Annotated in this window: 19 protein-coding genes and 1 other annotated feature; of the genes, 10 read left to right on the plus strand and 9 right to left on the minus strand. The window is 45.1% G+C overall.

Annotation, left to right across the window (positions count from 1 at the left end):
• Positions 1–616 precede the first annotated feature (616 nt).
• Entirely contained in the window at positions 617–1,846 is a 1,230-nt protein-coding gene (locus I2H74_RS19580; RefSeq protein ID WP_229106861.1) for an S-layer homology domain-containing protein, read from the plus strand.
• A 576-nt stretch (positions 1,847–2,422) separates the two neighbouring features.
• Complete coding sequence (locus tag I2H74_RS19585; RefSeq protein WP_229106862.1) at positions 2,423–5,209, plus strand: DUF5704 domain-containing protein; 2,787 nt, start codon at positions 2,423–2,425, stop codon at positions 5,207–5,209.
• Positions 5,210–5,414: 205 nt separating this feature from the next.
• Here I2H74_RS19585 and I2H74_RS19590 read toward each other — a convergent pair whose 3' ends face one another.
• The 3 genes from I2H74_RS19590 to I2H74_RS19600 are packed head-to-tail and all read right to left on the minus strand — an operon-like array spanning position 5,415 to position 8,506.
• The gene (locus I2H74_RS19590) at positions 5,415–6,560 is read right to left on the minus strand and encodes a DHHW family protein (protein WP_195575925.1); all 1,146 of its coding nucleotides are present in this window, start codon (positions 6,558–6,560) and stop codon (positions 5,415–5,417) included.
• Between the two features lie 14 nt (positions 6,561–6,574).
• The gene (locus I2H74_RS19595) at positions 6,575–7,984 is read right to left on the minus strand and encodes an MBOAT family O-acyltransferase (protein ID WP_195575926.1); all 1,410 of its coding nucleotides are present in this window, start codon (positions 7,982–7,984) and stop codon (positions 6,575–6,577) included.
• Between the two features lie 36 nt (positions 7,985–8,020).
• The gene (locus I2H74_RS19600; protein ID WP_195575927.1) at positions 8,021–8,506 is read right to left on the minus strand and encodes a DUF4358 domain-containing protein; all 486 of its coding nucleotides are present in this window, start codon (positions 8,504–8,506) and stop codon (positions 8,021–8,023) included.
• A gap of 257 nt (positions 8,507–8,763) precedes the next feature.
• On the opposite strand from I2H74_RS19600, the gene I2H74_RS19605 reads away from it, so the two are divergent.
• Complete coding sequence (locus tag I2H74_RS19605; protein ID WP_195575928.1) at positions 8,764–10,548, plus strand: B12-binding domain-containing radical SAM protein; 1,785 nt, start codon at positions 8,764–8,766, stop codon at positions 10,546–10,548.
• A 301-nt stretch (positions 10,549–10,849) separates the two neighbouring features.
• On the opposite strand, the gene I2H74_RS19610 is transcribed toward I2H74_RS19605, so the two are convergent.
• The 3 genes from I2H74_RS19610 to I2H74_RS19620 form a co-directional block, all read right to left on the minus strand.
• Positions 10,850–11,818 carry a type I phosphomannose isomerase catalytic subunit gene (locus I2H74_RS19610; protein WP_195575929.1) on the minus strand — a complete coding sequence of 323 codons (969 nt, stop codon included), beginning with the start codon at positions 11,816–11,818 and terminating at the stop codon, positions 10,850–10,852.
• Positions 11,819–12,046: 228 nt separating this feature from the next.
• The gene (locus I2H74_RS19615; protein WP_195575930.1) at positions 12,047–12,631 is read right to left on the minus strand and encodes a class I SAM-dependent methyltransferase; all 585 of its coding nucleotides are present in this window, start codon (positions 12,629–12,631) and stop codon (positions 12,047–12,049) included.
• Positions 12,632–12,646: 15 nt separating this feature from the next.
• The gene (locus tag I2H74_RS19620) at positions 12,647–13,618 is read right to left on the minus strand and encodes a TIGR01212 family radical SAM protein (protein WP_195575931.1); all 972 of its coding nucleotides are present in this window, start codon (positions 13,616–13,618) and stop codon (positions 12,647–12,649) included.
• Positions 13,619–13,926: 308 nt separating this feature from the next.
• Here I2H74_RS19620 and I2H74_RS19625 point away from each other — a divergent pair, with 308 nt between their 5' ends.
• Positions 13,927–14,103 carry a hypothetical protein gene (locus I2H74_RS19625; RefSeq protein WP_195575932.1) on the plus strand — a complete coding sequence of 59 codons (177 nt, stop codon included), beginning with the start codon at positions 13,927–13,929 and terminating at the stop codon, positions 14,101–14,103.
• Positions 14,104–14,248: 145 nt separating this feature from the next.
• Positions 14,249–14,980 (plus strand): tRNA (guanosine(46)-N7)-methyltransferase TrmB, encoded by a 732-nt coding sequence (trmB, locus tag I2H74_RS19630; protein ID WP_195575933.1) that lies wholly within the window; start codon positions 14,249–14,251, stop codon positions 14,978–14,980.
• Between the two features lie 195 nt (positions 14,981–15,175).
• Here the strand turns inward: trmB and I2H74_RS19635 are convergent, their stop codons facing one another.
• Entirely contained in the window at positions 15,176–16,432 is a 1,257-nt protein-coding gene (locus I2H74_RS19635; protein WP_195575934.1) for an MGDG synthase family glycosyltransferase, read from the minus strand.
• 173 nt (positions 16,433–16,605) lie between these two features.
• On the minus strand, positions 16,606–17,136 hold the full coding sequence (locus I2H74_RS19640; RefSeq protein ID WP_195575935.1) for a phosphatase PAP2 family protein: 531 nt from the start codon (positions 17,134–17,136) through the stop codon (positions 16,606–16,608).
• 833 nt (positions 17,137–17,969) lie between these two features.
• Between I2H74_RS19640 and I2H74_RS19645 the strand changes: the two genes are divergently transcribed.
• From I2H74_RS19645 to rplT, 4 genes are all read left to right on the plus strand, one after another.
• On the plus strand, positions 17,970–19,211 hold the full coding sequence (locus I2H74_RS19645) for a glycosyltransferase family 2 protein (RefSeq protein ID WP_195575936.1): 1,242 nt from the start codon (positions 17,970–17,972) through the stop codon (positions 19,209–19,211).
• Positions 19,212–19,258: 47 nt separating this feature from the next.
• Positions 19,259–19,412, plus strand: a sequence feature (ribosomal protein L20 leader region).
• A 48-nt stretch (positions 19,413–19,460) separates the two neighbouring features.
• A complete protein-coding gene (infC, locus tag I2H74_RS19650; RefSeq protein ID WP_195575937.1) occupies positions 19,461–19,961 on the plus strand; it encodes a translation initiation factor IF-3 in 501 nt (166 codons plus the stop codon).
• 81 nt (positions 19,962–20,042) lie between these two features.
• The gene (gene rpmI, locus I2H74_RS19655; protein ID WP_085494076.1) at positions 20,043–20,243 is read left to right on the plus strand and encodes a 50S ribosomal protein L35; all 201 of its coding nucleotides are present in this window, start codon (positions 20,043–20,045) and stop codon (positions 20,241–20,243) included.
• 42 nt (positions 20,244–20,285) lie between these two features.
• Entirely contained in the window at positions 20,286–20,645 is a 360-nt protein-coding gene (rplT, locus tag I2H74_RS19660) for a 50S ribosomal protein L20 (protein ID WP_085494075.1), read from the plus strand.
• 227 nt (positions 20,646–20,872) lie between these two features.
• On the opposite strand, the gene I2H74_RS19665 is transcribed toward rplT, so the two are convergent.
• Positions 20,873–21,616: an SDR family NAD(P)-dependent oxidoreductase gene (locus I2H74_RS19665; protein WP_195575938.1), complete on the minus strand. Its 744-nt coding sequence runs from the start codon at positions 21,614–21,616 to the stop codon at positions 20,873–20,875.
• A gap of 215 nt (positions 21,617–21,831) precedes the next feature.
• Between I2H74_RS19665 and I2H74_RS19670 the strand changes: the two genes are divergently transcribed.
• The gene (locus I2H74_RS19670) at positions 21,832–22,890 is read left to right on the plus strand and encodes a nucleoid-associated protein (RefSeq protein WP_229106874.1); all 1,059 of its coding nucleotides are present in this window, start codon (positions 21,832–21,834) and stop codon (positions 22,888–22,890) included.
• The last annotated feature ends 91 nt before the right edge of the window (positions 22,891–22,981 follow it).

The following is a 22,981-nucleotide window of genomic DNA, read 5'->3' on the forward strand; positions in this document are numbered from 1 at the left end:
ATGGTGAAAAATAAAACTTAACTTCGCCAAGAAGCCGGGCGCTGACACCGTGGTCAACGCTTGGCTTTTTTTATTATCGATAGATAATAGGAATAGTGGTCAATTAGAGTTTGTAGAAAAGATGATTGTTGTTGATGAAGAAGGATAGACAAGTATAGATGGATCGTGTATGATTCTTTTTAGATTAGGAAACATTTTCTTGCTGCCTTTTGATATGGAGAGAATCGCATATTTATTTTTATTCGAATGTTCAAAGCATGGACATTAGTCTCGTTAGAGGCTAATGCTGTGCTTTTTTTGTTTTATCAAAAAAAAGGTGCAAGTTTGTTGTGATTTCTTAATTGCTAGTATTCATTGTAATCGTAGGTGGAGTACCTCATTCTTAATGGAAGGAGTTCAAGTACGTGTAAACATATGGTATATTTTAGGGGTTGTGGTGGACTTTCTACTGCCTAACTCAGTTTGGAATCATCCTCTTTGTTCTGCTTACCTGCTTCTCTCCAACTGACTTCATATCAATGCGCTGTCAAACTATTTCACTATACGATGGGCTGAGTTTATTAAGAGGTTTACAGTATCTTGCGGACTTGGTCCAGTACACATGGAGGAGATTGTGATGAAGAAAGCAATGCTAACCACGATTGCAGTAACGACCTTGTTGACTGGGGGCATTACAGCCAACGCATTCACAGCTGCCGATCCTATTCAATCGGGGAAAGTGAGTGTAAGCCAAGCGGTGACCGCATTTAAAGATATTAATGGTCACTGGGCTAAGGATGTCATTACTAAGGCAAGTGCGCTAAAGCTGATTGCGGGGTATGAGGATGGAACATTTCGTCCGAATGCAAAAGTAACGCGAGCCGAATATGCCACGATATTAAGCCGTGCCACGAAGCTTGATCAAAATGAAGGCAAATCGGTCTTCCCTGATCTTAAGGGACACTGGTCAGAAACGGCCGTTTCACAGCTTGTCGCACAGGGCCTTATTCAGCCGTCCGATTATCCGAATGGGTTTAAGCCGAATCAAGAGTTGACCAGATACGAAATGATGAAGTGGATCGCAAATGGACTCGTAAAGTCTCATGCATCATTTAAGGAAGCCTTTGATGATACAAAAGATACGCTTCTGCCAACGCCTGAAGCCATTCGAGGCGAGATCAGCTCAGATAAGGTGCCTTATCTCGCGCTTGTGCGGGGTGCAGGTATCGTTGAAGGATTTTCAGACGGATCCTTGAAGCCTTCTTCCACTACGACAAGAGCTGAAGTTGCAGCAATACTTCTTCGCTATATGGATGTAGAGGGGAAAGATGCAAGTTCCTATAAAGCGTTGAATGAGTTGAGAGAAGTAGGGACTACGGGGACTAACATTTTATCAATAAGTAATTATAAATATCATGAACAGTCAGTTAAACTTAGTGATCTTATTGAAACAAAACTTACACTATCAAACAAGTCAGGGGTAATGAAATTACATAGACTAATAATTGTTAATACTACAACAGGTAAAGCACAAGGGGTTTATTCATCTATTTTTGTTGGAGAAAGAATAAAAAAAGGAAATTATATGGCTTTTGCTGATATTTCTTTTACGTCAAACATAGATAAATCTGACTTAATTAAATTTAATCAAGGTTTATCTAACTCATTGATTCAATTTAATAGGATTGATCTAGAATTGGCTAATAAAAATGGATTAACTACAATTCCAAATAACTCCGCTGAGCTAATTAAGAAAGGTATAGAAAAAAGATTTTGGATGTATTCAGCTCTAAGGGAGATAGATTGGGGATATACTTTGCAATTTGACAATGGAAAGAAGTTTAGCATAAACAACTATATTAATTAAGTGGTGGTGTGAAATTAATATATGAAAAATAGACTGAGAATGATTGGAATTTTTATTTTACTTTTATCATTCTCATTGAGTACTCCTATAGACATTATATTTTATTCTGTAACTTACGCACAAAATTATCCTCCGAAATCTATGAAAAGTCCTGACTATAAGCAGGTTTCATCTGAACCTACAATAGCTACACCAGGAGTTTATTGGTATCAATTAGATAGTGGGAAATTTAGAGCAGATCATACTAATGGAAATCATTCAACAGCAGATAATATTGGTACTTGTAAGGTTCCCTTACCCAAAGCTACAGAAATACCTGATACAGTAGACTTTTCGAGGTGGCCAGCGAAAGAGTGGCGGCCATTCAATGGAAATACAATAACTGCCTCAATGGTAAAGAAAATAAGAATTAAAGAAGTTAAATACCAAAGAGATGCAGATAGCTATACTGGTGTAGGAACCCCAGTAATAAATCCTAATAGTACAAAGGTAGATATAATAACTATTACTGGTGGCAATCATATATGGACAGATCATAAACCTTTTGAAAATGGAGGAAAGACAGATGCTGGCTGCTTGAAACACTCTGTAGCCTACTTCACTCCAATGGATATCATCTGGGAAGGTGATCTTGAAGAGGAAAAGGAGGTTGAGGTTGCGCCCGACTCGAAGATAAAAGTAAACGATAAGAAACAGATGACTGCAAAAGTGAAAACGAAGAATTATGGTGCTACTCAGTGGAGCGACTATGTGGATGTAGGGTCTCGTGCAGAGACCAAGTGGTGGTCCTCGAATGAGTCCATCGCAACCGTTAGCTCTACTGGAGAGGTCACAGGGAAATCCCCCGGAACCGTGCGCATTCGTGCGATATGGGATAATGGAACCTATAAAATCTCGGATATTGCAAATATAACCGTCTATAAAGACGGTGATCCGGGTGATGGCGACCCAGGAGACCCTGGAGGAGGTGATCCAGGGGAAAATCCTAACCCCGGCACTCCATCAGGAGCTTGTGAGAACCCTAGAGCGGGGCAGAATTTATCAGCAAAAGCGATGGACCCATTTGTGAGTGCACAAATTCTTGCCGATCATCCCAATAACAGCCCTTATGCCTTTGATGTCATGCAAGGCATACCAACATCGGAATATTTATTTACGAATGCCATGGCGCGTCAGTATCTATTCCAGAATCGTTTTGTTGAGATGAGTGGGACATGCACCTTTGAGGTGCCGGTCTCACAGACGTATAACTTGACTTGGACGGAGATGGGTCCCCCAGCCACGGAAGGCGGACCTGCGGTACCCATTCCAATGAGCGATACGGAGACAAGAAATGAAATGATAACGGTGAAACGAGACTATCGGTACTGGAAAATAGATAATCTGGAGATCTACCAGATTCAACGAGCGGATGTAACCAACTACGCCCTGCCAAACGGAGGGGTGCAGATGACGCCGCAAGGGTATACACCACCATATTATGCTGTAGCCACTAACGGTGGGATTGTCCAAGTTCCGACACCGCAGTCGATCACCCTGCCAAGCGAACCTGTACCCGGGACGAATTCAAGACCAGGCATTCCTAATCGTTTGCCTCTGTTTCAGTCCGAAGCAGAAAGAAGCATCAAAGATGTGACGGTTCGTAACGATACGCTGACCTTTAATGGGGGTACGGTGATGGATGGCCGCACCGTAGACAAGCAAGGGCCATCTCCTGGAACAATTCCAGAGCCAGCAATGACAAATAACCGAGTGCTGTATAAAGATCGATTGTGGATCGAGCCGAGTAAAGTGAATCGTGCTAACAATGCAAGTCAAGGGACGATCTATTTTGGCCTGATGCCGAATGCGGTGAATGGAGGGGCCGATACATCCTTTCCGATCTATGGCATCAATTCGGTAACCGTACATACCCCGACGGTTATGTATGCTGCCGCGTCAGATGATGAGCAGCATAACCAGAAGTCGAGGCCGAATGCAAGCCGAGCAGCGTTAATTCTTGAACGGCCCTTCACTGTGTCGCTGCCAACGACAGGGGCTCATGTTTCTTATCCTGGATATGGGAATCGCAATTATGCGAAGTATATGAAATCCAAGCAGGTTCAATTCCCGTTCGACGTGTATAAAGGAGAAGGAACCTTTGTCCCGAAGCAAACATGGATTGACATCCCTGTTCCGGAAGTGCTTTCTCATTTCTATCTCCCTGTGTGGGTCGATGAAGGGGATTATACGGTGCAATTCCGATCATTTACGGAAAATGCTCCTTCTGGAGCTACCTCGCAAGCATATGCGAATCGGGACCTAGCCCACCATGTGGCAACTGATGCGATAGAGGTTGAGGTCATTGGAAGAGTATATGATTTTCGCGTAACCGATATTATGGACCCGAACTGGGAGCTTGTCTTTCGAAAGCAGGTCGGTAGCAAGGAAGCGACAGGAGCTGGTTATTGGACAGGGTTGAATGGCATTGACGGCGCTCCAAGAGGAAACCAAGTCCCATTCCGTCTTCCCATTGCACCAGGCAGCCATCCTGGAACCGGATATCAGCATACATCCGTTAAGACGGGATATGCCTTCAAATTTGATTTGAAGACCAAAGGGAACATGTTCGGACCTGCAGATCGTATTCACTTGAAGCCAACTTACTACTTTGTGGATAAGAATGGGAAGAATCGTCAAGAAGTCGATCTATATACGCATACCAAGGAAAAGTTGTTCTTAAAGATTGGATCCAAAGAAGATACGCTAAAGCGCTACGTAATCTTAAATACGAGGCTTCGTAATCTAGCCGAATCCAGCATCCAACGTACAGCTTCCGTATTCTATGACCTGTATCAGCCTAACATCTCCTTATCGAAGTCTCAGTATGTAGAGCAATGGAGGAAGCAAGCGGTAGAACAAGCATGGGTTGGCAGTTATACCGATCTTAGTCTTCCAGAGCGCTTACGCCTTTTCATCGGGCCTACAGCGAATCAGATTCCGGACTCTGTTAACGCTTCAAGAGCAGAAGCCTCTATTCAGCAATGGTATGGAGAATTTAATGTCCCGGCTCAGATCTATATTGTGCCGAAAGGCTTTGACTTGAGCAAGCAGTTCAACTTTGACGATAAAGCCTCTTTCTTTTTACGTGACGGCTACTTGATCGTGAACTTCGATATTGAGACGGTGAGAGATGGGCGAGCGGATGCGCCGCATTTGCAATATATCCATGCTCCTTTAACGAATCAATGGAAGCGGGAAGGCTTTGTCAATCAAGTGAAGCTGCCTAGCGGAGCGATGATATCCCTGAGAGACGGAGATATTTTGTTCTATCACGGGGATCAGTCTTCGCTGCAGGACTATAAGGTCGGGGGCACTCATTGATTAACCCATCAATCCACAATCACTTATTCATAACCATAATAAAATACTCGAATATCAATTGAAGCGATATTTCTTAAGTTGTTCACGCAGAACAACTCCCAACCCTTATCGAGGATCGTAAAGACTCCCCCGTTCTATCTCTGTTTTACTTCGCCCAGGCGATTAAAGATAGAGAATGGGGGAGTTTTGCGCGCTTTTGTAGATGCTAATTGAGCCACTTAAAGATGTCATCCTTCGCTACCGTTGTCACACTGTACAATAACAAAATGTCGTCAACTTTATGCTCGGCCAGGTAGCGATCCATGTTAAGCTGAAAATAGCGCAGGTCAATCATTTGGATGTCAGAGTAATGCTGAGCTAGAAAAGGAATAAAAGCATTGGCATAGGAGTCTTTAAACACGACTATGCTGCGATGCTTATCCTTTTCAGAATGCTCAACGTGAATATTTACAACCGGGAAATTCCCATTGAAAAAGATCTTGTATTGATCCCGCTCCTTCAAGGCTTCCAAATGATAGAAGGAATTAGAGCAGGCTGCTTCTCCTTCTATGCACACCGTATATGGAGGCAGTGAAGGTTCAAGCATCTCAAGCTTATCTGGCGATACATGACGATTATTCGCTTTCGTATAGTAGGTTCCATAAAAGTCCTCGCTTAACAACTGCGAATTGAGCTTTTCGATAGGAGTTGGCACAAGGCCTAAAGCTTTCGCATAGGCTTCGTACCCATAATATGCGCCTCGCATCGTCCAATGGTGATCGGTATGAAAGTAGATATCTTGCTGTTCCTTGTGTGCTTTAAGTTGTTCTATTGGAGATATCGGCGTTATCGAGCCTTTCAGCTCCCCCATAATATCCTTGAGCATAGGTTCTTGTGCTTGTTCGGTCGAACTAGCATAGCGAGGTAGATACTCTGGATATAGGGTTTGCGCATTCGGAACGAGCAGTAATGAGAGATGGTTGGCATGCTCCCTTTGTCTTTCTGCAAATCGGCGAATATGTTCGATGTTCTTTTGGAGCATCTGATCAGATGCTGTGAAGCGCTCGAAGAGGTATCCTTTTTCTCCGAAAAAGACTTGGTTATTCTCCTGCTTGCCTGACCATCTTTCTAAATCAGCTTTGATGCCAACCCACATATCCCGATTAATAAACTGATCGACGACATAATTCTCAAGCTGTTCCGTATATTTTCCATTCCACAATTTTTCTAGCGTAAAGGAAGGGAACTGTGCAAGCACGCGGTTTTCAAAATCAGATAGAGTACGGTCCGGCTTAAATGCACTCCATAATCCAAGCACGGCAACATAGCTCACAAAGCAAATCGTGATGAATAAGGCTCTTCGTCGTGTCATTCTTCCTTCACCTCCTAGAAGCGGAAATAGAGAAACGGATTATACGTATCGTCAATAATGTAGGCTGTTGCCGCAAATAAAATAAGGGCAAGGATAAGCATATCGATCACACCGATCCAAGTTTGATGCCGGGAGGCATTCATCCAACGACTTGTCAGCTTGGCCATAAAGGGTGTTGAGCCTATGATCAAGAGTACGAGAAGTGGTGCATGATTTCTCAGAAAATAAGCGTTGGCATCATTCATCCAGCCTTGTCCATCGATTCCAATCATGACACGCAAGTAATGCTTAAGAGAAGGAAGATCCTCAATGGCAAACAGTGTCCAGCCGAATAGCACGGCTATGATTAAGTAAAGATGCTGAAGCGGCTTCCAAGCACGATTCAATATGTTTTGAAGCCATAGCTTTTCAAGCGCAATAAGCAATCCGAAGTAAAGCCCCCACAGCACGAAGTTCCAGCTTGCCCCGTGCCATAGTCCGGTAAGAAACCACACGACGAATAAGTTGAACAAGAGTCTTCCCCGGCCTACGCGACTGCCGCCTAGTGGAAAGTATACATAATCACGGAACCAGGAGCCGAGTGTAATATGCCATCTTCGCCAGAACTCAGAGGCGCTGCTTGCGATATACGGATAGCGGAAATTCTCTGGGAAGTCGAAGCCAAGCATTTTCCCGAGTCCGATGGCCATATCGGAATACCCGCTAAAGTCAAAATAAATCTGGAACGCAAAGGCGATGATTCCTAACCAAGCGCCAAATGTCGTTAAGCTTGTCAGGTCCGATTGGGTCATATCCCAAAGCATGCCGATATTGTTGGCAAGCAGAACCTTTTTTCCAAGTCCGATAATAAAACGACGAACCCCGCTTGCGAACATGCTAACAGTCACAGTTCGATTAGCGAGTTGCTTTGCAATATCGTCATAACGAACGATTGGTCCAGCTACAAGCTGCGGGAACATAGATACGAAGGCTCCGAAGTCGATGAAGCTTCGCTGTGCCTTTACTTGTCTACGGTACACGTCAATCATGTAAGACATGGTCTGGAACGTGTAGAAGGAGATCCCGATGGGAAGAGGGAGATCGAGCAAGGGGATCGAAGTCCCTAATCCTTGATTAACCATCTGGATTAGGAAGTCTGCATATTTAAAAAAGCAGAGCACACCTATGTTCACGATGAGGGAGCAGATCAGAATGATTCGTCGAAGCTGTTCTCGTTTGTCGAATCGCTCCATAAGGAGCCCATTGGCATAGTCGACAACGGTAGAGAATAGAAGCAAGAGAATATATACCGGTTCGCCCCATGCGTAGAAGATCAGACTAATGAGAAAGAGCGCCGCATTTTTCCATCGGTGCGGCGCTGCAAAGTACAACAATAGGGATATGGGGAAAAAGTAAAACAAAAAGGCAACGGAACTAAAGACCACTGCGATTTCCTCCAGTCATTCCTGAAGTATGGACGTTTATTTGCTCTCAGCTGTCAGCTTGCTTGTAAAGATTTGTTCAAGCTCTTCTGGATGCTCAGCAATGATCAGGATCAGATAGTTTCCTTCCTGCTTGATAATGTGGTTTTCTACTTTTGCATATTCTTGCGGGAGATACGTGCTCCAAATACGATCTTGATTGGCTACTTCATCTTCCAATGCTTTTTTCAATTCCTCGATCTTGCTGTCATCTGCTGCTTTTAAGATCATGACTTCATCAGCACGAACATTGATCATGGACTTCAGGAACAACCCTTCTTCGATCGAAGCGGGATCAATATTGAGCTTGCCTGCCATGTCTGCATCTTGTTTTAAGTTCATTTCATCAAAGCCTTGTGTATAGCCAGCCTTCTCTTTAATAGCATTCATGATCTCAGTTACCGGTACATTTACAGCTTCTTTCTTTGTGCCGCAACCTACCATAATCAAGGTTACCGCCATCATCATCAACACAAGTTTCTTCATATGACCTACACCCTTTCCGTTTTGTCTCTAGCTGTGTCAAATTGCATACTACGAATTGCAACCTAACTCTAGACGTGCCAGTCGTTCAAAATGTTTCTTGCCGGCTTGGTGTAATAATTACCATACCCGAACAAAGGCAGCTTCAATTGAGAAATGCCTGCAATTTAAAATAAAAATGTGAGGATTCCGCCTGATTCTGTCGAAAATTATAAAGCTTATGGGTATAATTAGTAGTGCTTAAGCAGAAAGGAGCTTATATGAAGGTTGTATTGACGACATTGAATGCGAAGTATATTCATACTTGTTTAGCCATTCGATATTTAAAATCATATTGTGAACACGAGTTTGATATTGAGTTAACCGAATACACGATCAAAGACCCTGTCATGAATATCGTATCGGATCTGTATCAGCGGCAAGCAGATGTTATCGGCTTCTCCTGTTATATATGGAATATTGAAGAAACGATTAAAGTGATCTCCATGCTTCGCAAGGTGCAGCCGGATGTGAAGATTGTGCTGGGAGGACCAGAGGTATCCTATGACACGAAAGAATGGATGGAGCGCTTAAGTGATGCTGACTTTATCGTCATGGGCGAGGGCGAAGAGACGTTCTTCCATCTGCTGCAGCAGATTCGAGACGAGCAGAAATATCACTTTGTATTTGGGGCAGCTTATCGCAATGCGGCAGGTGAGGTGCTGATCAATCCGGGACGCCCGAAGCTAGAGCTTAACGACATTCCTTCACCGTATCGTTTCCAAGAAGACCTTTCCGATCTTGGAAAGCGCGTCGTTTATTTTGAGACAAGCCGAGGCTGTCCATTCAGCTGTCAATTCTGTTTGTCCAGTATTGAAGTAGGCGTGCGTTATTTTGATATTGAACGTACAAAGGCAGATATCCTGTACCTGATTGAACATGGAGCAAAGCTTATTAAGTTCGTGGACCGGACGTTTAATATTAAACGCGATTATGCGATGGAGATCTTCCAGTTCCTGATCGATAACCATCAAGGATGCGTATTTCAGTTTGAGATAACAGCAGATATTATGCGCCCGGAGGTACTGGATTTCCTTGCAGAGCATGCGCCTCCTGGCATCTTCCGCTTCGAGATCGGGGTTCAGTCGACTAACGATCATACGAATGAGCTTGTTAAGCGCAGACAGAATTTCTCGAAACTTACGCGTACGGTGACAAAGGTCAAGGAGAGCGGCAAGATCGATCAGCATCTTGACTTGATCGCAGGTCTTCCGGATGAGGACTACCACACTTTCCGCAAGACTTTTAACGATGTATTTGCGCTTGAGCCGGAGGAGCTTCAACTGGGCTTTTTGAAAATGCTAAGAGGGACCGGACTTCGACTTGATGCAGAAAAGTATGGTTATGTCTATATGGATCATGCGCCTTATGAAATGTTGAGCAACAAGGTCATGCCGTTTTCCGATGTTGTACGACTGAAGCGTCTTGAGGATGTGCTGGAAAAATACTGGAATTCCCATCGAATGGACTTTACGATGATGCATTTGATGCAGCGTGAATTCGATTCTCCGTTTGATTTTTTCCAAGCCTTCGGGGATTATTGGGAATCGAAAGGATGGCAGAAGATCGGTCATCAGTTGGAGGACCTATTTGTTCGGCTCGAGGGTTTCCTTACGCATCATGGCGTGAAGCGGATCGATGTGGCGCTTGGACTGATGAAGCTGGATTACTTCATGAACCATAAATACAAGCCGCGAAAGATCTGGTGGCAGATGGAGCTCGATAAGCAGGAGGCCTCGACCATTTTGCGTGAAGCTGCTGCACACCCTGAGCGGATATCTGAAGCCTTTGCGAAGCTGGGTCTATCGGAGAAGGAATTGCATAAGCATGCTGTCGTTGAGCGCCTGCCGTTCCAAGCCTCTGATTATTTGGGCAAGGAGAAGACGGTGCTTCATGCAGCAGAAGAGAGCTCTACGATTGCGATAGTGGTATATCAGCAGCGAGAGGACGAAAAGCCGCTTCTCTTTCTCATACCGGAAGGATCAATGAAGCTGCAGGCGATTTAGTCGAACGTGACAGAGCGGCAGGCAGGGATGAAGAGAGGCGGATTTAGGCTTTTTCATAAAAAAGGGACAAGTCCGACCAGCATCCATTCCATCAACCTTATCCTATTTGACTAGAAATAAGATAAAAAAAGGGGTAACCGTCATCTGCTTGCAGACGAAGGATACCCCTTTTTAGCTATAAGCGAATTTATAAGTTTGCTCATAGACAAACATTATAATTCATTTTAGCCATAAAGCCTACCTCTTAAAGTGCAGTCAATCTTTACGCATTGCTGAGTAAGAGGTCTTGTTTGCATCAAACTTATGGTGCAACCGAACGAAGAACCGTGCAGTTGCCATCCAATGTATACTCACCCAGATTAGCTGGGAGCAAGATACATTCGCCAGAACGAAAATCAATCGAACCGTCAGCCCACTTCAGGGAACCTGTTCCTTCGCATACAACCAGGATTACGAAGCTTTCGTTTGTTGTTGCAAGGCTCCAAGGTGCGTTTACAACCCCTTTTTCTACGATAAAATAAGGGGATTCCGCAAGCTTCAGCCATTCGTTAGGCTTCGCATTGTCTGTCTTCATGCGGGACGCGCCTGCACCTTCGTATGCGATCACGTTCAAGGAATCTTCGATGTGAAGCTCACGCGGCTTGCCATCGAGACCTGGTCGGTTGTAATCATAGATTCGGTATGTCGTATCGGAGTTCTGTTGAATCTCCGCTACCACTACACCTGCACAAAGCGCGTGCACGGTACCAGCCGGGATGTAGAACGTATCGCCTGCTTGCACAGGAACCTCTTGAAGTTCATCCATAATGCGATCTTCTTCAATCGCTTTTGCAAGCGTTGCACGATCTACGCCTTCTTTTAGACCGTAGATAATTTTTGCGCCTGGCTTAGCATCAAGCACATACCACATTTCCGTCTTGCCAAGCTCGCCCTTAGGAAGACCTTCGTACTCATCAGTAGGGTGAACCTGAACGGACAAGTCGTCATTGCAATCAAGAAGCTTGATCAAGAGAGGGAAGCGTCCATTTTTCTCAGAGAAGCCTTTTGTACCGAACCACTCTTTGCCGAGTGTCTCGCGGACTTCATCAAGTCCTTTGCCAGCGAGCTCGCCGTTTACGACTTTAGTCGTTCCATTTGGATGGTCGCCGATCATCCAGCCTTCACCGATATGGCCTTCAGGAATGTCAAGACCGAATTGCTCCAGCGCACGGCCTCCCCAAACGCGTTCTTTGAATTCTGGTTGGAATTTCAGTGGGTATGGTTTTGTCATGACTACTCACTCCCATGTGTTATTTGTCTAGGTTGTTGCTGCTTGCAATCTGACAGCTCTATTATAGTATAGGCTTCGTCAAATTGCTGTCTATGATACACTTCCTCAAGCCGATTGGCCTGTTTGGAAAGGAATCAACCAAATAAGAGGTGGTCAAGCGTACAATCACAACAAACGGATTATGATGATTCTAACGGTTTAACAGATAACGCTGAGCCGCAAAAAGGACTACCTTTTTTCGATACCGATAACATACGGCGCATGCGGCCGTTGAATCATTCGATAGATGACCGCTTGTGCAGTTGATGAAGGCAACGATGACGCCCAAGCCTCTACTGCTGCTGCCTCCCGATCTCCGCCATCATGCCCAGGATAGAGAACAAGGGAAAGGACGCCGCGAGGTCGAAGCAGCTGCATCGCTTGCTCCATCGCTTGGATCGTGACGGATGTCTCCGTGATGATACTTTTATCTGCCTCTGCGGTAGGCAGGAAGCCGAGATTGAACATGATCGCTGCGGTATGTCCCTGCCAAGAGTCGGGAAGGGCGGCTATCATGTCAGCGTGGCTATGCAGGAGCAGATGGCACCGTTTCAGTTGTTCTTCACGAAGCGCGCCTGCAAGCCGCTGTTTGGTCATGTGAAGCGCTGCTTCTTGAATATCAAAGGCAGCGACCTCTCCCTTTTTACCCATCAAGCCTGCTAGAAATAAAGTGTCGACGCCTGTTCCCATCGTAGCATCGATCATCTTATCTCCTGGCTGTACACGATCCTTTACGATTTGCTGCGCATAACCGAGCACAGAGAGAAAGCCCATCGTTTATTTTCCCCTTCACATTTTGCCTTGCCACGAATTGCGTGCGACAAGCTCTGCGTCAATGGCATTCAGCACTTCCCATTTTTTCAGACTCCACATTGGTCCAATCAAGAGATCTCTAGGCGCATCTCCTGTCAGTCGATGAACAATCATATCTGGAGGCAGAAGTTCAAGGGAATCGACAACGAGCTTAATATATTCGTCTTGCTCCAAGAATCGAAGCAGGCCGGCATTATATTGTTTTACCATTGGAGTCTTCCGCATAAGATGAAGAAGATGAATCTTAATGCCTTGCACATCCATGTTTGCAACCGCACGAACCGTATCCAGCATCATCTCATGGGTTTCCTGCGGTAGCCCGTGAATGATATGCGTACATACGCGGATGTTGTGCTTTCTTAGCTTCTCGACCGCTTCCAAGTAGCAGGCCGTATCATGTGCGCGATTGATCAGGTTCGAGGTAGACTCATGAATGGTCTGGAGTCCCATCTCTATCCACAGATAAGTGCGCTCGTTCAGCTCTGCTAGGTACTCTACGACATCATCTGGCAAGCAGTCAGGGCGTGTTGCGATGGACAAGCCTACAACTCCCGGCTGCTCCAATATCACTTCAAAGTAATCGCGCAGTGTATCCACTGGCGCATACGTATTCGTATAGGCCTGAAAATAGCCAATATATTTGGCATCTGGCCACTTTTGGTGCTGCTTGTCTCGAATCGTATTGAACTGCGTGACGAGATCGTCTCTTCGGCGTCCGGCGAAGTCGCCAGAGCCTCGTGAGCTGCAGAACGTACAGCCGCCAATCGCGATGCTGCCATCTCGATTCGGACAGGTGAATCCGGCGTCAAGCATCACCTTGAATACCTTTTCGCCGAATTGTTTTCGCATCTCGACATTCCAAGTATGGAAGCGTTTGTTATCTCCCCAAAGGAGTGGTGTTTCACTGGATGGGGAAGGTGAAGCATTCAGAATGGAATGGTTATTCATGTTTATCACCAACTTAACACTCCTGCCTTCTAATCATTCGGGAGGAGCGGAGTATTCATGCGTAGTCTAGCCATTTATTCAGGGGCTAATGGCCCTATATTCGACAACCCTATCATTGTATCAGAAAGTAATCGAAATGCGAAGTTAGGCTTGAAATACCTTACATCATGTGTTATATTAAAAAGGCATAAGATCAAGGTGTTAATCGCTTTCATGAACTTTTTTTTCAAAGCATATCCCATACCGAGCATGGCCATACTGGTAGTATCTTGTATTGCAAGTCATGACGATTGGTGAGGTGATGGAAGATGAGTAATGCAGGCATCATGGTTCCACACGGTGAGGACAAGATTACGGTAGAATTGACCGTGAAGGAAGCAATGGCGCTCACGGGCCAACGATTTCTCGAGAATCCTCAGGTTAAGAATGATGCAACGAAGAAGCTGATCCATGCGATTGACCGCAAGCTTGAATTGAACGAATAGGAAGCAACTTAATGCCTACCCACATACGGAGGAATGCCGTTTCGATTTAGATGAAGCGCGCATTCCTTTTTTTTCGTGCTTTACATTTCGCTAATCATTCGGCAAAATGAATGCAGCAAAGACAGATGAAGTTGGAGGCAATGATATGCGTTTACGTGGCAAGAAGAACGCTCCGGAGCTATTGGCGACTCTGCCGACGCTCGTGATTACAGAACCAGAGCAGCATAAAGGAAAATGGTCTCAGGTATTTGGTGATGATCGTCCGATCCATGTGGAGCTAGGCATGGGGAAAGGTCAATTCATTACAGAGATGAGCGTTAAGTATCCGGAAGTGAACTTTATTGGAATTGATATGTATGATGAGCTTATCGCACGTGCCAGTGAAAAGGCGATGGCGGTATCGGAGCGGACGGAGAGCAGCGAGCAGCATCCGAGCAATCTTCGCTTAGTTCGCGCTAACATTGAATTTATTGAGAACATCTTTGCGGAGAATGAGCTAAGCCGCATTTACTTGAACTTTAGCGATCCATGGCCTAAGAAAAAGCATGCACGCCGTCGATTAACGCATCCGCGCTTTTTAGAGAAATATGCGCTTGTGATGAATGATTGGGGAGAGATTCACCAAAAGACTGACTCCGAGACGCTATTTGAGTACTCTTTGAATTCGTACGCTTGGATGGAATACATGATGAAGGATATCTCTTTGAACTTGCATCGGGATGGCATCCATGAAGAGCACATTATGACCGAATACGAGCAGAAGTTCTTCGGCAGAGGGATGAATATCCATCGTGTCGAAGTGTTGGTTGGGGAAGCAGCGCTCAAGCAGCATCGCGAAGCGAAGAAGCTTGCGGTGAAAAAGCAGCCAATGGTCTAATTCAATACGAATAGTGAATGTAACGTTATGGAAACTTTAATGTGTTTCAATAATGGTGTGATGAACTTGTCTTCACCACTGTATGTGTTATAAATAAAAAGGCTTTGTCACGAGAGAGTGACAAAGCCTTTTTTTGCATGAACTGAAAAGAATCAAACAATCATGTATCGTGTTTCTGTAATTAGCACGCAGGCATTAATGCTCCATTTCCATCATGACACTTAAGGATCGATTGGATTCATGCATCGTGACATTTTGTGTAGGGCTAAGCAAGCTTAGCTCCGTCAAAATGGTTTGGGCACAAGCTTTAGGATGATAGCGGGACGCGTTCTGCTCATACTCGCGCCTGCGGCTTAGCACATCCTCGCGGTAGTGAACGAGCATGTTCATCCATTTGGTTACGCTCTTTGGCGACTCGATCGGTTCACCGTAGCCCTTTTGCGTAAAGTACTGGCAGTTCTCTTCTTCCTGACCGGGAAGAGGCTTGTAGAACAGCATCGGGATGCCCTTTGCAAGCGCCTCTGTACACGTCATGCCGCCTGGCTTCGTCACAAGGAGATCAGAGATGTCCATGAGCTGATCGACTTCTTTCGTATAGCCGATAACATGGACATTCTTGTGCTGGAATCTTGGACTTTGCAGAAGCTTCTTCCTAAGCTTCTCATTATCTCCTGTTACAAACACAAATTGAATCTCGTTGCTCCAGCGGGTCAGCAGCTCGTTGCTCTGATCAGGGTCCATCATGCCCCAGCCACCGCCCATAACAAGCACGGTCGGCATATCCTTCAGGTTGAACTTTGCCCGAATCTTTGCCTTCGCATCTCGATCCTGCTGCTCCCAGAACTTCGGATGGACAGGTATGCCGGTAACATGGATGCGATCGGCATACACGCCATGGTCAAGAAGCTTCTCCTTCACTTCAGGCGTGGATACAAGATATTTCGATACATCAGGGCTTATCCAAGCTGCGTGAGCATCATAGTCAGTTATGAGCGTGTATAGCGGAACCCGAAGTCCCTTTTTTCGAAGCCTGGAAATGACCGCACTAGGTATTGGGTGCGTACACACAATCATATCCGGCTTAAGCTGGCGAATAACACTCATGGCATGTGTATAAAAAACACGATGCAGCGCAAGCGTCGTAAGACGGTTCAACGAGCGACGATACTGAGACTTATACATAAATCCGACCAGCTTCGGTCGGACATAAACGGTTTTTCTATACGCTTCAATGATAACGGGAGCAACCTTCGGATTAAGGAAGCTGCCGAGCTCGATAACACGTGTTTGTACATGCGGTGAAAGCTTGCGCAAGCTGACAGCGAGCGCATGAGCTGCTTGAGTGTGACCTGCGCCAAAGCGTTCCGATAACAGCAATACTCGTTTTTTGCCAGACCATTGCTCCAGAGGAATATTCTCAGAACCAGGTGGCAAAGTTATCCCATGTTGCATGGCGTCACCTTTCTTCGTAGCAATTTCGAAACAGAGCCAACAGGCTCTTTTCGTCATTCTATATGTCTAAGCATACTTCTTATCCTTATAAACATAAAGACGGAATGAAAAAATTGCAACAATCGTTGGTAATTTGCTTAGATTTTGGTGAGGAAAAAAGAGCTAATCATCCTCTAATAATTCCAAAACATGACGGTGCCTACAGCAGCGGATGTACCGATAATTGCCCCGACCAAGCAATCTGAGGGGTAGTGAAGACCCAAGTACATCCGAGACAGGGCAACAATCCCTGCAATCGGCAGCAGAATCCAAGCGAGTACGCCAAAGTGCATGATCATGGGAACGACAAGCGAGAATATAGCTGTAGTATGGCCGGATGGGAAAGAATGATCCACAAGCGGCTTCCGGTAGGTCCTTGTATTCGGTATGGCAAGATGCGGTCGAATCCGCGGATACACTTTTTTAATGACCGCCACCGGAATATGGCTAATCGCCAAGGCGACAAGGCACTGCCAGCCAATGGTGCTCCAAGGGCTAGGCAACAACAGTGCCAAGGAAAGGGAGAAGGTAATCGTAAACGTTGCCCCTCCCAAGTGAGTGAGCGTATATAAAATGATGCTCATGAATCGATGATGCAGCTTATGATTGATCCAAAAAAACAGCTGGCGCTCTTTTTTGCCAAGCCAAGTGATCATACTCGTCATGATGTGCTCCCCCTTCCATAAGGGATTTTCTATCTATAGCTTAACTGTGAAATATCTTCTCTAGATATGCTGTATATGAACGTCATGTAAAGTATGATACGGACGAAAATACGCCGACCCCTTCAAATCGAATGCCTTCAGCAATAAGGGATTGGACATCCTTACAATATATAATATTTTACCCTAATTCATGCGGTTGTGAAAATGATAATATTGGTGCGTATGCGATACGGTAAAGCGAAGTTTCCTAACCTCCCATTTCATGCTATATAATGAAAAAAATATCCCCAGGGGTTCTATATTACAGTAGGATTGGACATGATGGTAGGGTAAAAAAGCTTATTCCATGGATAAATATTGTTCCTTTGAGGAATGATTCAAAAATAGAGAAAAGGGTTACAGGAAAATAAAGGCTGCAACTTTGAGGGGCATTTTTGCGTCTTAACAGGTAGGACAAAACCAAATCATGGAACCGTCATCATTCGACAAAGCCATGAAATAAAGGACTAAAGCCATAAAAAGATTGCAAACGGATGAAAACGGATGTGTACAGTAGCATTGCTATACGATCTGATTGTTTCACATCACTTTCTGCTGAAATCAATCCTAATAAGGTCATGGAAGCCTATATTTGGTTTTGACAAAAACGTCCAAACGTTAGAAAATCGTGTTCGACCGTCAAAATGAAGGTGTTGTAAACTGTTCTTGATAACATAAAGAAGTAGGACAGTATGGCAATGAATATCACACCACTTTTGAAAGTGGCATTAAACACACAAAAAAGAGATAAAAAAAGAAATGTTTCAGGGGTATATGAAAAGGGGGACCAACACATGTTGGACAAATGGTTAGTAGCCGTGCAGTTCTTGCTGGCTGCTGTTGGGGTATATCAATTTGTCTTGTCTTTAGCAGGCATTTACAAAAAGAAACACCATAAACAATATGAACCAGAAAAAACTTTCGCCGTGCTCGTGGCTGCTCATAACGAGGAAGCTGTAATCGGCGCTTTGATGGAAAACTTGAAGGAGCTTGAGTATCCGAGGGATATGTATGATGTGTTTGTCATTTGTGACAACTGCTCCGATGGTACAGCGGATATCGTAAGAGCGCATGGCTGGAATGCATGCGAGCGTCACAACTTGAATCAGCGGGGCAAAGGCTTCGCAATCGAGTGGATGTTGAAGAAGCTGTGGGAGACGCCGCGTCAATACGATGCTGTTATCATGCTTGATGCGGATAACCTGACAAGTCCTGATTTCTTGAGCGAAATGAACAATGACCTTTGCTCAGGCGCGCGTGTTATTCAAGGCTATATCGATACGAAGAACCCAGAGGATTCTTGGATCACTTCGGCATACGGCGTTACCTACTGGTATTGCAACCGCTTGTGGCAGAACTCTCGTTCCAATATGAAAATGGCGAACTTCCTCGGCGGTACAGGGATGTGCTTTGAGTCAGACCTCCTTAAAGAGATGGGCTGGGGCGCAACAAGCCTTGTAGAAGACTTGGAATTTACTGCTCGCTGTGTGAAAAATGGCGTTTATCCAGCGTTTAACTACAGAGCGCGTGTATTTGATGAAAAGCCGCTGACATTCAAGGCTTCTGCCCGTCAACGTCTTCGTTGGATGCAAGGGCACTTTACCGTTGCCCGTCGTTATTTCTTCCCGCTGCTCTGGCAATCGATTAAGGAGCGCAACCTGATCAAGTTCGATATGGCTCTTTACTCGGTTACGGTGTATACAGTATTGCTTACATTGCTGCTTACCGTATTCATGTGGGTAGATTCCGCATTGTTCAATGGTCCGAACTTCCCGACATTGTTCGAATACTTGCCAATGTGGGTGCCGATCGTTTCTGTTGTTGCGACATGTATTGCTTTCGTACTAGCTCTCGTTCTCGAGGGCGTGCGTTCGTGGAAAGTATATCTGTCCTTGATTACGTTCCCGATCTACCTGCTTTCTTGGTACCCCATTACGTTCTGGGCGTTCTTCACGCAGAACAACAAGGTGTGGAGCCATACGAAGCATACGCGTGTGGTACGGCTTGAAGAAGTTCAAGGAAAGCAAGCTTCATAAGTGCTTGACGAGTGAATACTCGTGTGCTATAGTATTCAAGTACGCTAATTAACAAGAAGAAGCGCCCGCTTCTCACCTGACCGACGATAGGTTGGCTGGTTAACATGTTAATCCTAGTTAAGTAGGATGTACTCACTAATGATGTCATTGTGAGGGATGTGGGCTCTTTTATGTGAAGAGTTCACATCCCTTTTTGATTTTAAATAAGTACATGTATTGTGGAGGTGTTGGATCATTAGCAAGGAACATATGATCAACGAAGAAATTCGTGCGAAGGAAGTACGCTTGGTTGGACCGAATGGTGAACAGATTGGCATTAAGCCTTTCCGTGAGGCGCTGCAGATGGCGGTAGATGCGAACTTAGACTTGGTTAACGTGGCACCACAGGCGAAGCCGCCAGTGTGCCGCATTATGGACTATGGAAAGTTCCGTTATGAGCAGCAGAAGAAAGAAAAAGAAGCTCGCAAGAACCAAAAGGTTGTTGATGTGAAAGAAGTATGGTTCCGCGCGAACATCGAGGAACACGACTTCCAAACAAAGCTTCGCAATGTGGTTAAGTTCTTGAAAGATGGCGACAAAGTAAAATGCTCCGTTCGTTTCCGCGGACGTGAAATTACACACGCAGCTATCGGTCAACGCGTGCTTGAACGCGTGAAGACAGAAGTTCAAGAAATCAGCGTGGTTGAGCGTCAACCGAAGCTTGAAGGTCGCAGCATGATTATGATTCTGGGACCAAAGACTAGTCAATAAGAGACTTAGTCTTGCCCGTCGCCCGCCACGCTGTCTAGGTGGCGGCAAAGGATTTTCGATTATTTGAGGAGGAAAATGATTATGCCTAAAATGAAAACGCACAGCAGCTTGAAAGGCCGCTTCAAAATTACTGGTACAGGTAAAGTTCGTCGTTACAAAGCTTACCGTAACCACTTGCTTTCCCACAAGTCCAACCGTACTAAGCGCGTTTTGGCTTCCAGCCCAGTAATGGCTGCAGGCGATGTTCGTCGCATCAAACAACAATTGTCTAACTTGAAATAAGTTTTTTTCGGATATTGAACGATATTGGGAGGTTAATTAGACATGGCTCGAGTTAAAGGCGGATTTACTACACGTCGTCGTCATAAGAAAGTATTGAAATTAGCAAAAGGTTATTTCGGTTCCAAACACCGTTTATTTAAAACTGCAAATGAGCAAGTAATGAAATCCTTGCTTTACGCATACCGCGATCGTCGTCAAAAGAAACGCGATTTCCGCAAATTGTGGATCGCTCGTATCAATGCGGCTGCTCGCATGAACGGCTTGTCCTACAGCAAATTCATGCACGGCTTGAAGCTTGCTGAAGTAAACATCAACCGCAAAATGCTTGCTGACTTGGCAGTGAACGATATCGAAGCGTTCAACTCCTTGGCAACTGTTGCAAAAGAGAAAGTAAACGCGTAATTATTGCGCTTTATTGGAAGGTCTCATTCTGCTTGCAGAGATGAGGCCTTCTTTGCATTTCTAAGAGAGTCGATAGGTTCTGCCACCCGATGCTGCATGAGCATAATCAACGCCAAACCATGTTGCGGGAAGTATATGCAATGTATGGAGAGAACATATGGCTGACGGTACGCAAAAAAGCAGCAAGCACATAGACATGCACTTGCCGCTTTGCAGGCTGTATAGACTTACTCTGCTGTATAACCGCCATCAACGAGGAGGGTTGTTCCGGTGACAAACGATGCGTCATCACTAGCTAGGAACAGCACGGCTTTCGCCACTTCCTCAGGGCGGCCGAGACGACCCATTGGATGAAGATTAATCAGGCTTTGTTTGTGCTCGGGAGAAGCAGCTGCGATTAATGGCGTATCAATGTAGCCTGGGCATACAGCATTGACACGGATGCCTTCTTTGGCATAGTCGATACCCAATGTTTGAGTAAGGAGCTTTACGCCGCCTTTGGAGGCTGCATATGCGGTTACACTGCCTTTACCAGCGATACTGTGAATGGAACCCGTATTGACAATAGCGCCTCGGGTGCCTTGAGCCATCATTTGCTCAATCGCGTACTTGTCACAGAGGAATACGCCAGTCAAGTTGATGTCAATTGTGCGGTTCCAGTTGTCTAAGGTTAATTGATGAGCAGGAGCATCCTTGGCAATACCCGCGTTGGCAAACATAATGTCAAGCTTGCCGAAGGCTTCTACTGTTTTTTGAATCAATTGCTGAACCTCTGTCTCAACGGTTACGTTGGTTTTCACAAAGATCGTACGATATCCCTCATTGTTCAGCTTGTCAGATAATGCTTGTCCATGGTCGGACATGTCGGCAATAACGACATTGGCCCCTTCCTTCACAAATAGCTCTACCGTCGCTGCCCCAATGCCGCTTGCTCCGCCTGTTACAATTGCTGTTTTTCCCTCTAGTCTCATGGTGTTTCCTTCTTTCTTCGTATGATAGGAACCCGTAAAGGCGTTCGTTCAAGTATAGATATATTAAACTTGAGAGGATGAATATGAAACTATTTACGTATTAAATAATGTGCGGCTTCTTTGACACGAATGAAATTACCATTGACCAAGCCTCGCTTGGAAGCTTACAATGCTTTTACGTGACTTTTTTAGAGAAGTGAGGAACGAGTATCGTGATGGATATTTCTCAGATTGAAATTGGGCGGATCGTCCTTCACCGAGTAGGAAATGCGGCGAAGGATGAGGGGGTATGGATATCAGAGCATCCGCTGGAAGTGGAGGACGAGGAACTTCGTCAGGTGCTGACACAGTATTTCGTTCGTCATTTCAAATTTGAATGGTTCTACCGTTTCACTCATGAAGCGGATCTGAACATGAACGAGGTGTACACTTTTACTTCACGCATCTTCGATGACCCAAGAACGATTCATGAGCAGTCTGTGCATATTTTGAATCACTTATACGCGCAGTCGACCCACCCTCAGATCAAGCCTGGAGAACTGTATGTCGTTTATTTTCAAAATGTGTTGTACGGTAACTTCAATGTGGACGCGGTTGGCATATTCAAGTCGGAGAATAAGGACACCTTCCTTCAGGTTATGGAGCGTTCCGAGACGGATCTTGGCGTCTATGCCTATGAAGGGGTTAACGTTAAGAAGCTGGATAAAGGCTGCTTGATCTTTAATCTGTATGCTGATTCAGGCTATCGTGTGAGTGTAGTGGACACGGGCAGCCGCGGCAATGAGGAAGCCCAGTACTGGATGGACGATTTCCTCCAGCTCGGATTTGTCGAGGACGAACATTATTATACGGATGCTGCTATACAAATGTGTAATGATTTTTATGACCAGGTCATTGCACCGACAAGCGAGGTTCCTGAGAAGAAGGAGAAGCTTGAATTCATCAACAGCACAGTGGACTATTTCGCAAAGAATGAGGCCTTTGTCGAAGATCAATTTATCGAGACCGTGCTGTATGATCGCCCGGAGCAGGCAGAGATCTTCAAAACGTATCGGGAGAACTATGAGCAGGTCAACGAGCTTCCTCCGCTTGAGGAAATGCCGATCTCTCACGTTGCACTTAAAAAGGTGAAGCGCAACTTGAGGAACAATATCCGTACAGATACCGGCATTGAGTTGAAGCTTAAAAATGAGAGCTTTCCTTTTTTAGAGCGCGGCTATGACGAAGAGAAGAAGATGCATTTCTATAAAGTGTATTTTAACGAAGAGGAATAGGTTCTAGCAGAAGTAGAGCACCCCTCTCATGACAAATGAAGTGCACCCCATAGAATAGACATTGGAAAAACCTCTGGTTATTCCGATGAAT

Origin of the sequence: Paenibacillus sp. 1001270B_150601_E10 (assembly GCF_015558675.1) — a bacterium.
Taxonomy (GTDB): domain Bacteria; phylum Bacillota; class Bacilli; order Paenibacillales; family Paenibacillaceae; genus Paenibacillus_B.

What these genes read in the sequence shown, in the direction of transcription:
- I2H74_RS19600 (WP_195575927.1), bottom strand. Translation starts at nt 8,506, where the DNA reads ATGAAGAAACTTGTGTTGATGATGATGGCGGTAACCTTGATTATGGTA.
- I2H74_RS19605 (WP_195575928.1), top strand. Translation starts at nt 8,764, where the DNA reads ATGAAGGTTGTATTGACGACATTGAATGCGAAGTATATTCATACTTGT.
- I2H74_RS19590 (WP_195575925.1), bottom strand. Translation starts at nt 6,560, where the DNA reads ATGACACGACGAAGAGCCTTATTCATCACGATTTGCTTTGTGAGCTAT.
- I2H74_RS19665 (WP_195575938.1), bottom strand. Translation starts at nt 21,616, where the DNA reads ATGAGACTAGAGGGAAAAACAGCAATTGTAACAGGCGGAGCAAGCGGC.
- I2H74_RS19635 (WP_195575934.1), bottom strand. Translation starts at nt 16,432, where the DNA reads ATGCAACATGGGATAACTTTGCCACCTGGTTCTGAGAATATTCCTCTG.
- I2H74_RS19645 (WP_195575936.1), top strand. Translation starts at nt 17,970, where the DNA reads ATGTTGGACAAATGGTTAGTAGCCGTGCAGTTCTTGCTGGCTGCTGTT.
- infC (WP_195575937.1), top strand. Translation starts at nt 19,461, where the DNA reads ATGATCAACGAAGAAATTCGTGCGAAGGAAGTACGCTTGGTTGGACCG.
- trmB (WP_195575933.1), top strand. Translation starts at nt 14,249, where the DNA reads ATGCGTTTACGTGGCAAGAAGAACGCTCCGGAGCTATTGGCGACTCTG.
- I2H74_RS19615 (WP_195575930.1), bottom strand. Translation starts at nt 12,631, where the DNA reads ATGGGCTTTCTCTCTGTGCTCGGTTATGCGCAGCAAATCGTAAAGGAT.
- I2H74_RS19610 (WP_195575929.1), bottom strand. Translation starts at nt 11,818, where the DNA reads ATGACAAAACCATACCCACTGAAATTCCAACCAGAATTCAAAGAACGC.
- I2H74_RS19620 (WP_195575931.1), bottom strand. Translation starts at nt 13,618, where the DNA reads ATGAATAACCATTCCATTCTGAATGCTTCACCTTCCCCATCCAGTGAA.
- rpmI (WP_085494076.1), top strand. Translation starts at nt 20,043, where the DNA reads ATGCCTAAAATGAAAACGCACAGCAGCTTGAAAGGCCGCTTCAAAATT.
- rplT (WP_085494075.1), top strand. Translation starts at nt 20,286, where the DNA reads ATGGCTCGAGTTAAAGGCGGATTTACTACACGTCGTCGTCATAAGAAA.
- I2H74_RS19640 (WP_195575935.1), bottom strand. Translation starts at nt 17,136, where the DNA reads ATGACGAGTATGATCACTTGGCTTGGCAAAAAAGAGCGCCAGCTGTTT.
- I2H74_RS19670 (WP_229106874.1), top strand. Translation starts at nt 21,832, where the DNA reads ATGGATATTTCTCAGATTGAAATTGGGCGGATCGTCCTTCACCGAGTA.
- I2H74_RS19625 (WP_195575932.1), top strand. Translation starts at nt 13,927, where the DNA reads ATGAGTAATGCAGGCATCATGGTTCCACACGGTGAGGACAAGATTACG.
- I2H74_RS19580 (WP_229106861.1), top strand. Translation starts at nt 617, where the DNA reads ATGAAGAAAGCAATGCTAACCACGATTGCAGTAACGACCTTGTTGACT.